5 protein-coding genes are annotated in these 7,174 nt (G+C 74.3%); 3 read left to right on the top strand and 2 right to left on the bottom strand.

The window, feature by feature from the left end; genetic code table 11:
* Both E4099_RS26455 and E4099_RS26450 read right to left on the bottom strand, forming a co-directional pair.
* On the bottom strand, positions 1 to 3,675 hold a 3,675-nt coding region (locus E4099_RS26455; protein WP_135341640.1), incomplete at its 3' end, for a glycosyltransferase family 2 protein.
* A 273-nt stretch (positions 3,676 to 3,948) separates the two neighbouring features.
* Positions 3,949 to 4,212 carry a WhiB family transcriptional regulator gene (locus E4099_RS26450; protein WP_004952403.1) on the bottom strand — a complete coding sequence of 88 codons (264 nt, stop codon included), beginning with the start codon at positions 4,210 to 4,212 and terminating at the stop codon, positions 3,949 to 3,951.
* 642 nt (positions 4,213 to 4,854) lie between these two features.
* On the opposite strand from E4099_RS26450, the gene E4099_RS26445 reads away from it, so the two are divergent.
* The 3 genes from E4099_RS26445 to E4099_RS26435 all read left to right on the top strand — a co-directional run.
* Entirely contained in the window at positions 4,855 to 5,433 is a 579-nt protein-coding gene (locus E4099_RS26445; RefSeq protein WP_135341639.1) for a cysteine dioxygenase, read from the top strand.
* A 65-nt stretch (positions 5,434 to 5,498) separates the two neighbouring features.
* Positions 5,499 to 6,473, top strand: a complete 975-nt coding sequence (gene cofD, locus E4099_RS26440) for a 2-phospho-L-lactate transferase (protein ID WP_135341638.1) — start codon at positions 5,499 to 5,501, stop codon at positions 6,471 to 6,473.
* A gap of 47 nt (positions 6,474 to 6,520) precedes the next feature.
* A partial coding sequence (locus tag E4099_RS26435) for a coenzyme F420-0:L-glutamate ligase (protein WP_135341641.1) occupies positions 6,521 to 7,174 on the top strand: 654 nt, incomplete at its 3' end.

The following is a 7,174-nucleotide window of genomic DNA, read 5'->3' as shown; positions in this document are numbered from 1 at the left end:
GGGCACGGGGGCGCCCGCGCCGACGGCACCGGGGGTCTGGTGCGGGAGGCCGGCGTCCTGGCGGGGCCAGTCGTCGTAGCCCGGCTCCCCCGCGGAGGAGCCGTGGCCCGGACCGCCGGTGGACCCGCCGTACCCCTGACCGTCCGCGGAGGAACCGTCGGAGGCGGGGGCGGTGGTGCCGGTGTGCTGGCTCAGGCGGGTCCAGTCGACGGGGGCCGCGGCCTCGTGGGGGCCCTCGGCAGCTCCGGTCCGCGCGGGCCCGGCCGGGCCGGTCCCGGGCGTCGGGCCCGCGCCGGGTGCGGCCGCCGCGCCCTCGGCGGCCTGGGCGGCGCGCAGGCGGCGGGCTCGGCGGCCGTCGCCTTCCAGGGCCTCGGCCGGGATGGCCGCGGCCGCCGCCTCGGGCAGGTCGTCGTCGATGTCGCGGCGCCGCCCGGGCAGGGCGAGCACCAGCAGGACGACGGCGAGCAGGCCCTGGGTCCAGACCCAGGCGGTGCGGGTGAACGGGGTCTCGTAGGTGAGGTCCAGCCGTCCGCCCTCGGCGGGGAGTTCGAAGCCCTGGGCCCAGCCGTCGACCGTGGTGGCCTTCAACTCCTTCCCGTCCAGGGTGGCGTGCCAGCCCGGGGCGGCCTTGTCGGCGATCCGCAGCACCCGGCCGGCCGGGCCGGAGGGGATGTCGCCGTGCGCCTCGACGGGGCCGGAGCCCACTGGCACCGGGGTGGCGTCGGTGGCGTCGGCGTCCCGGTCCGCGCCGGCCGGGGGCACGATGGCCACCCGGGAGACGCGCTGGTCGACGCGGAGCAGGGTGGTGCCGTCCTCCTGGCTGAGCCTGGTGAGCCCGGGGGTGGCGTCGAGCACCTTCACCAGCGTGCGCGGGACGCCCTTGCGGACCAGGACGTAGCGCACCGCGTAGCCGCTGAGCTGGCGGGTCTGGTCGGCGCCGGAGCCGGCGACCAGATGGGCGACCATCCGGTCCAGGCGCGGGTCGCTGCCCGCCAGGGCGGCGAGTTCGGCGTCGCCGAGGCGGGCGCCGGAGCCGCGTACCAGGACGTAGTCGACATGGGCCTCGTCGCCGTCGAGGACCAGGGTGCGGGCCTGGTCGCGGGTGGTGGCCTCCTCGGCGACGAAGGCCGGGACCTGCACCGGGTCGCGGCGCTCCATCGGGCCCGGCGCGCCGCCGACCATCCAGCCGAGCGCGGCGAGCAGCGGGGCGGCGATCGAGGCGGTGACGACCAGCAGGGCGGCGGGCTGCCGCCAGCCGAAGCCGTGCGCGGCCACCCGCTCCTTGGCCCCTTCCGCGCCGATCACCGCGGCGCTGAGCAGCGCCAGCCCGTAGACCAGGGTGGCCGGGCCGGCCCAGCCGGAGCGGTTGCCGAAGACCGCGAAGAGCAGGCCGGTGAGGGCCACCGCCCAGGCGGTGCGGACCGCGGGCTGCCGTTCGGTGCGCAGCAGGGCGCCCAGTGCGGCCAGTACGAAGCCGAGCAGCAGCAGGGAGCCGCCGCCCTTGGGGCCGCCGGGGCTCATCGCGAGCAGGTCGAGTGCGGAGGCGGCGCCGGAGCCGTCGCCGAGGCCGGCCTCGTCCAGGAAGCGCCCGGGGTGGGCGAAGAGCGTCAGCGACCAGGGGGCGAGGATCAGCAGCGGGGTGCCGAGGACGGCCAGGAGCCGCAGCCCGTAGGCGGTGAGCTGGGCGGTGCGGGTCTGCCAGAAGCGCAGCGCCAGCACGCCGAGGCCGAGGACCAGGGCCAGCGGCCACACCACGGGGGTGAAGGCGGTGGTGAAGGTGAGCAGCAGGGCGTATGCCCAGACCGCCTGCCAGCTGGGTCGGGGGCGGGTGAAGCCGCTGGCCGCGACGGCGGCGCGGGCCATCAGCGGCAGCAGTACGGCCAGTGCGGCGGTGCCCAGTCGGCCGGCGGCCAGCGCGCCGGTGGCGGCGGGCAGGAAGGCGTAGGCGACGCTGCCCCAGGCGCGCAGCAGCCGGGACTCGACCAGCGGGCGGGAGGCGAAGTAGGCGGTGATGCCGGCCAGCGGCACCGAGCAGACCAGCAGCACGGTGAGGGTGAGGCCGGTGCTGCCGAGCAGCAGGGTGCTCAGTCCGGCGAGTACGGCCAGGTAGGGCGGGGCGGCCTGGGTGCCGCCGGTGCCCACCGGGTGCCAGCCGCTGGTGTAGCGGGACCACAGGTCGCCGAGGCCGGTGGGGGCGGGCAGCAGGGCGCCGCCGGCCAGCGAGCCGCCGCCGAACAGGCCGCGGCAGGCGACGAAGGAGACCAGCAGCAGCACGGCGAAGAGCACCGGTCCGGGCTTGCGGGCGATCCGCTTGAGCCGGGCGAACTGCTCGACCTCCAGGAAGTCGGCGTCGTCGCCGCCGGGGCCGGATTCCACGGCGCCGTGCCGTCCGCCGGCGGAGAGTTCGGGCTCGGACCGGCCGCCGAGGTTGCTGGCGAGCTGTTCCACGGTGGCGCGCACGGTGGCGCCGGGCGGCGGGAACAGCGGGCGGAGTTCGGCGGCCTCGACCTGCGGGTTGGCGCGCCGGCGGCGGCCGGCGAGGATCTTCTCGGGGCGCAGCAGGGTGCTGAACAGGCCGGTGAACTCGTCCAGTGCCTGCCGGGGGGCCTTGCCGATGAGGTAGGCGAGGGTGCGTACCAGGGTGCTGAGCACCAGCCGGAGCATGACGTAGGGCAGCAGCGCGCCGCGGGTGTTGGTCAGCAGGGCGTAGACGGCGCCGGCCTTGTCGACCTTGTGCGGGGAGACGCCGAGGCCCGTGAAGCCGCGCTTTGAGGGGGCGTCAGTGGACGGGTGGGAGCGGCCCGCGCAGTCGATGGGGCGGCGTTCGCGGGCGGATGCCTCCGCGTGCCGCAGTACCGCGTCGGGGGCGACCAGTACCTGGTGCCCGGCGGCCTGGGCGCGCCAGCAGAGGTCGACGTCGTCGCGCATCAGCGGCAGCCGCGGGTCGAAACCGCCGAGTTGCTCCCAGACGTCGCGGCGGATGAGCATGCCGGCGGTGGAGACCGCGAGCACCGGCCGGACCTGGTCGTGTTGGCCCTGGTCCTGTTCGCGGCGGTCGAGGCCGGTCCAACGGCGTCCGCTGCGGGCGATGCTGACGCCTACTTCGAGGAGCTGGCGGCGGTCGTACCAGCCGCGCAGTTTGGGGCCGATGATGGCGGTGCGGGGGCTGGCCTCGGCCACCCTGAGCAGCTCGGTCAGGGCGTCCGGGTCGGGCGCGCAGTCGTCGTGCAGCAGCCACAGCCACTGGACGGGCTCGCCGTGCGGGAGTTCGGGCTGGTCGCGGAGGTCGTCGCGCCAGGTGCGGGTGGCGGGGTCCCAGCTGGTGGGGCGCTTGAGGTAGGGGAGTTGTTCGGGGCCGAGGACCGGGGCGGTGCGGACCGCCTCCTCGACGGCGGTGCCGAAGCCGGAGCGGCGGGCCAGGTGGAGGACCCGGTCCGGGCCGAGGGCGTCGGCGAGCAGTCGGGCGGAGTCGTCGGCGCTGCCGGTGTCGGCGGCGACGATGTGCTGCACCGGCCGTTCCTGGCCGACCAGGCCGGCGAGTGCGTCGGGCAGCCAGCGGGCGCCGTCGTGGGCGACGAGCACGGCGGTCACCACATGGCGTGGGAACTCGGGTGTCTGGTCAGGGACGGATGCGGCCGCCGAGAAGGTGGCCGCCGGTTGGCTGTGCACGGACATCGCGGTACGGGTCCTCCGACCGGGGGTGCGGGGGCCCGCGGCGAAGCCGCTGTGGGCCGGAGCCCCCGGGAGACTGCGGTGCTGGACTGCGGTGGACGTGCGCGCCCCGTGGGACGCCGGCACGCCGCTGGGCCCCCGGCCAGGCCAGGCAGGGGGACCCCACACTAACGGCTGCGCAAACGGCGGTCCGCCTCCCCGCGGGCTGAGCGGGGAGGCGGACCGTACGGTATGTGTGGTGCTGGGGAGATGTGCCAGGTGGTCCGGCGGGCCGGATCAGACGGCCGCCTTCTTCAGTCGGCGGCGCTCACGTTCCGACAGGCCGCCCCAGATGCCGAAGCGTTCGTCGTTGGCGAGGGCGTACTCAAGGCATTCGGAGCGTACTTCGCAGGCGAGGCAGACTTTTTTCGCCTCACGCGTGGATCCGCCCTTTTCCGGGAAGAACGACTCGGGATCGGTCTGGGCGCACAGTGCGCGCTCCTGCCAACCGAGCTCTTCATCCGCCTCTTCGACCAGCAGTTGCTGGAACAACTCGGTCATGTGCGCCCCTCGTCTGATTTTCGCGTCCCCGCGTCGCGCTCACGGGGCACCCCTCCAGGGTGACTGGGGAAGATCCCCGGCGAACGACACGAGTGAAATTACAAGTGTGCCGATCCAGGCCAGTCAAGCCGAGATCTGCTACTGAGCCCCTTATTCACTCTGCGGAACCAAGGGGACGCAGAAAGTGTTCAAATATACCTAAAACCCGACACACTGCCCCCCGGCTGTCGCACGGGAGGCGCCTCACAGGGCATGACGTCAGGGACGCCCTTCCCGTTGCGGTCGACGGGCGGTTGTGCGCCACTTCTCCACACCCCTCACTGAACAAACCTTTCTCCGGTCGGAGTAACCGGATGAGGTGAAACATGTGCCACAAAACGGGCGTGAGGTTGACAGCGGGCAGCCGTACCCGTTCTTCTTGCTTTCATGCCAGTGACCCACATGCTCCAGCCGACCCGTGCCCACGGGTCCCGCTGCGCTGTGCGGACCCGCTGTCGCTGTTCCAGCTGTTGATGCCATCGAGCTCCAGCCTGCCGAGCGCTCCCCTCGGGTGAGCGCTCCCCCCTTCCGCACCCCGCCGGGCGCCCGCCTTCGCGCGCCACCGCGCCCTTCCCCGCTTCGCCAGCCGAGGAATCTCCGCACATGAACAGCGACGTCGAAATCGCCGGCGACCCGCTCGCCCTCCCCCATCTCCTGCCGCCCGCGCCCGCGCACCCCACCACCGTCGCGGACTTCGCCGGGCTGGCCCGCGACATCGCGGCCGACCCGGACAGCTGGGCCCCGCTCGTCCGGTACGACGCCACCAGCCGCTGGTATCACCGGCTCCGCGAGGTCCCCGGAACCCCCGACTCCGCGCGCCCGGACCAGTCCTTCCACGGCTACCAGGTCTGGCTGCTGAGCTGGGTCCCCGGGCAGGGCACCGGGGCGCACGACCACGGCGCGTCCTTCGGGCTGCTCACCGTGCTGGCGGGCGAACTGACCGAGCGGGCCGGACCGGGTGCCGCGCGCGGCCGGCGCACCCTGACGGCCGGCACGCAGCGGGTGTTCGCCCCCGGCTATGTGCACGAGATCACCAACGACGCCCTGGAACCGGCCGTCAGCCTGCACATCTACTTCCCCGGCCTGACCGACATGCCGATGCACCCCGCCCAGCGCAGCGCCGTCCGCCTGCCCGTCTCCGCCCACCAGCCCTGCCCGACGGCCTGGGCTGAGAGAAGCTGAGAGAATCGGCCTGCTGTTCTCCCACCGCCCTCGGACGACGGCGTCCGGCTGACAGAATCACCTCCATGCGCATTGTGGTTCTGGCGGGTGGTATCGGCGGCGCCCGTTTTCTCCGCGGTCTCAAGTCGGCGGCGCCGGACGCCGACATCACCGTCATCGGGAACACCGGCGACGACATCCACCTCTTCGGGCTGAAGGTCTGCCCCGATCTCGACACCGTGATGTACACGCTCGGCGGCGGCATCCACGAGGAACAGGGCTGGGGCCGCGCCGACGAGTCCTTCGCCGTCAAGGAGGAGTTGGCGGCGTACGGCGTCGGGCCGGACTGGTTCGGCCTCGGCGACCGCGACTTCGCCACCCATATCGTCCGTACCCAGATGATCGGTGCCGGCTATCCGCTGAGCGCCGTCACCGAGGCGCTGTGCGCGCGGTGGCAGCCGGGGGTGCGGCTGCTGCCGATGTCCGACGACCGGGTCGAGACCCATGTACTGATCGACGATCCCGAGGCCGGGGCCGACGGACCGGCCCGCAAGGCGGTGCACTTCCAGGAGTACTGGGTGCGGCTGCACGCCTCGGTGCCCGCCCACGCGATCATCCCGGTCGGCGCCGAGCAGGCCAAGCCCGCCCCGGGCGTGCTGGAGGCCATCGCCGAGGCGGACGTCATCCTCTTCCCGCCCTCCAACCCGGTGGTCAGCATCGGCACCATCCTGGCGGTGCCGGGCGTACGGGAGGCCGTCGCCGAGGCCGGGGTGCCGGTCATCGGCCTGTCCCCCATCGTCGGCGACGCCCCGGTCCGCGGCATGGCCGACAAGGTGCTCGCCGCGGTGGGTGTGGAGTCCACCGCCGCCGCGGTCGCCCGGCACTACGGCTCCGGGCTGCTGGACGGCTGGCTGGTGGACACGGTGGACGCGGGCGCGGTGGAGCAGGTCGAGGCCGCCGGGATCCGCTGCCGGGCGGTGCCGCTGATGATGACCGATGTGGCGGCCACCGCCCGGATGGCGTCCGAGGCGCTGGCCCTGGCCGAGGAGGTACGCGCGTGAGCACCCCGGAAACCGCTTCCGCCCCGGCGCCGACCTCGGCCGGTGGGCTGCCCGAGGTGCCCGGCTACCGGGTGTGGGCGCTGCCCGGCCTCCCCGAGGTCTGCGCCGGGGACGACCTCGGCAAGCTGATCGCCGACGCGGCGACCGCCGAGGGCCTGCCCGGGCTGACCGACGGCGATGTGCTGCTGGTCACCTCGAAGATCGTCAGCAAGGCCGAGGGACGCGTCCTGCGGGCCGACGACCGCGAGGCCGCCATAGACGCGGAGACGGTCCGGGTGGTGGCCCGCCGCGGCCCGATGCGCATCGTCGAGTCGCGGCACGGCTTCGTGATGGCCGCGGCCGGTGTCGACGCCTCCAACACCCCGGCCGGCACGGTGCTGCTGCTGCCCGAGGACCCCGACCTGTCGGCCCGGCGCATTCGGGACGCGCTCCGGCGCACGCTGGGCGTGACGGTGGGCGTGATCGTCACGGACACCTTCGGACGGCCCTGGCGCACCGGGGTGACCGATGTGGCGATCGGCGCCGCCGGGGTGCGGGTGCTGGACGATCTGCGCGGCGGCACCGACAGCCACGGCAACCCGCTCCAGGTGACCATCGTGGCCACCGCCGACGAACTCGCCGCCGCGGGCGACCTGGTGAAGGGGAAGGCCGACGGGATGCCGGTGGCGGTGGTCCGCGGGCTGGCGCGGGTGGTGCGGGGC

Source organism: Streptomyces palmae (assembly GCF_004684805.1).
In the GTDB taxonomy this organism is placed as follows: Bacteria; Actinomycetota; Actinomycetes; order Streptomycetales; family Streptomycetaceae; genus Streptomyces; species Streptomyces palmae.
Note: the sequence above shows the minus strand (reverse complement) of the source record. Positions and strands in the feature narration are given on the sequence as shown.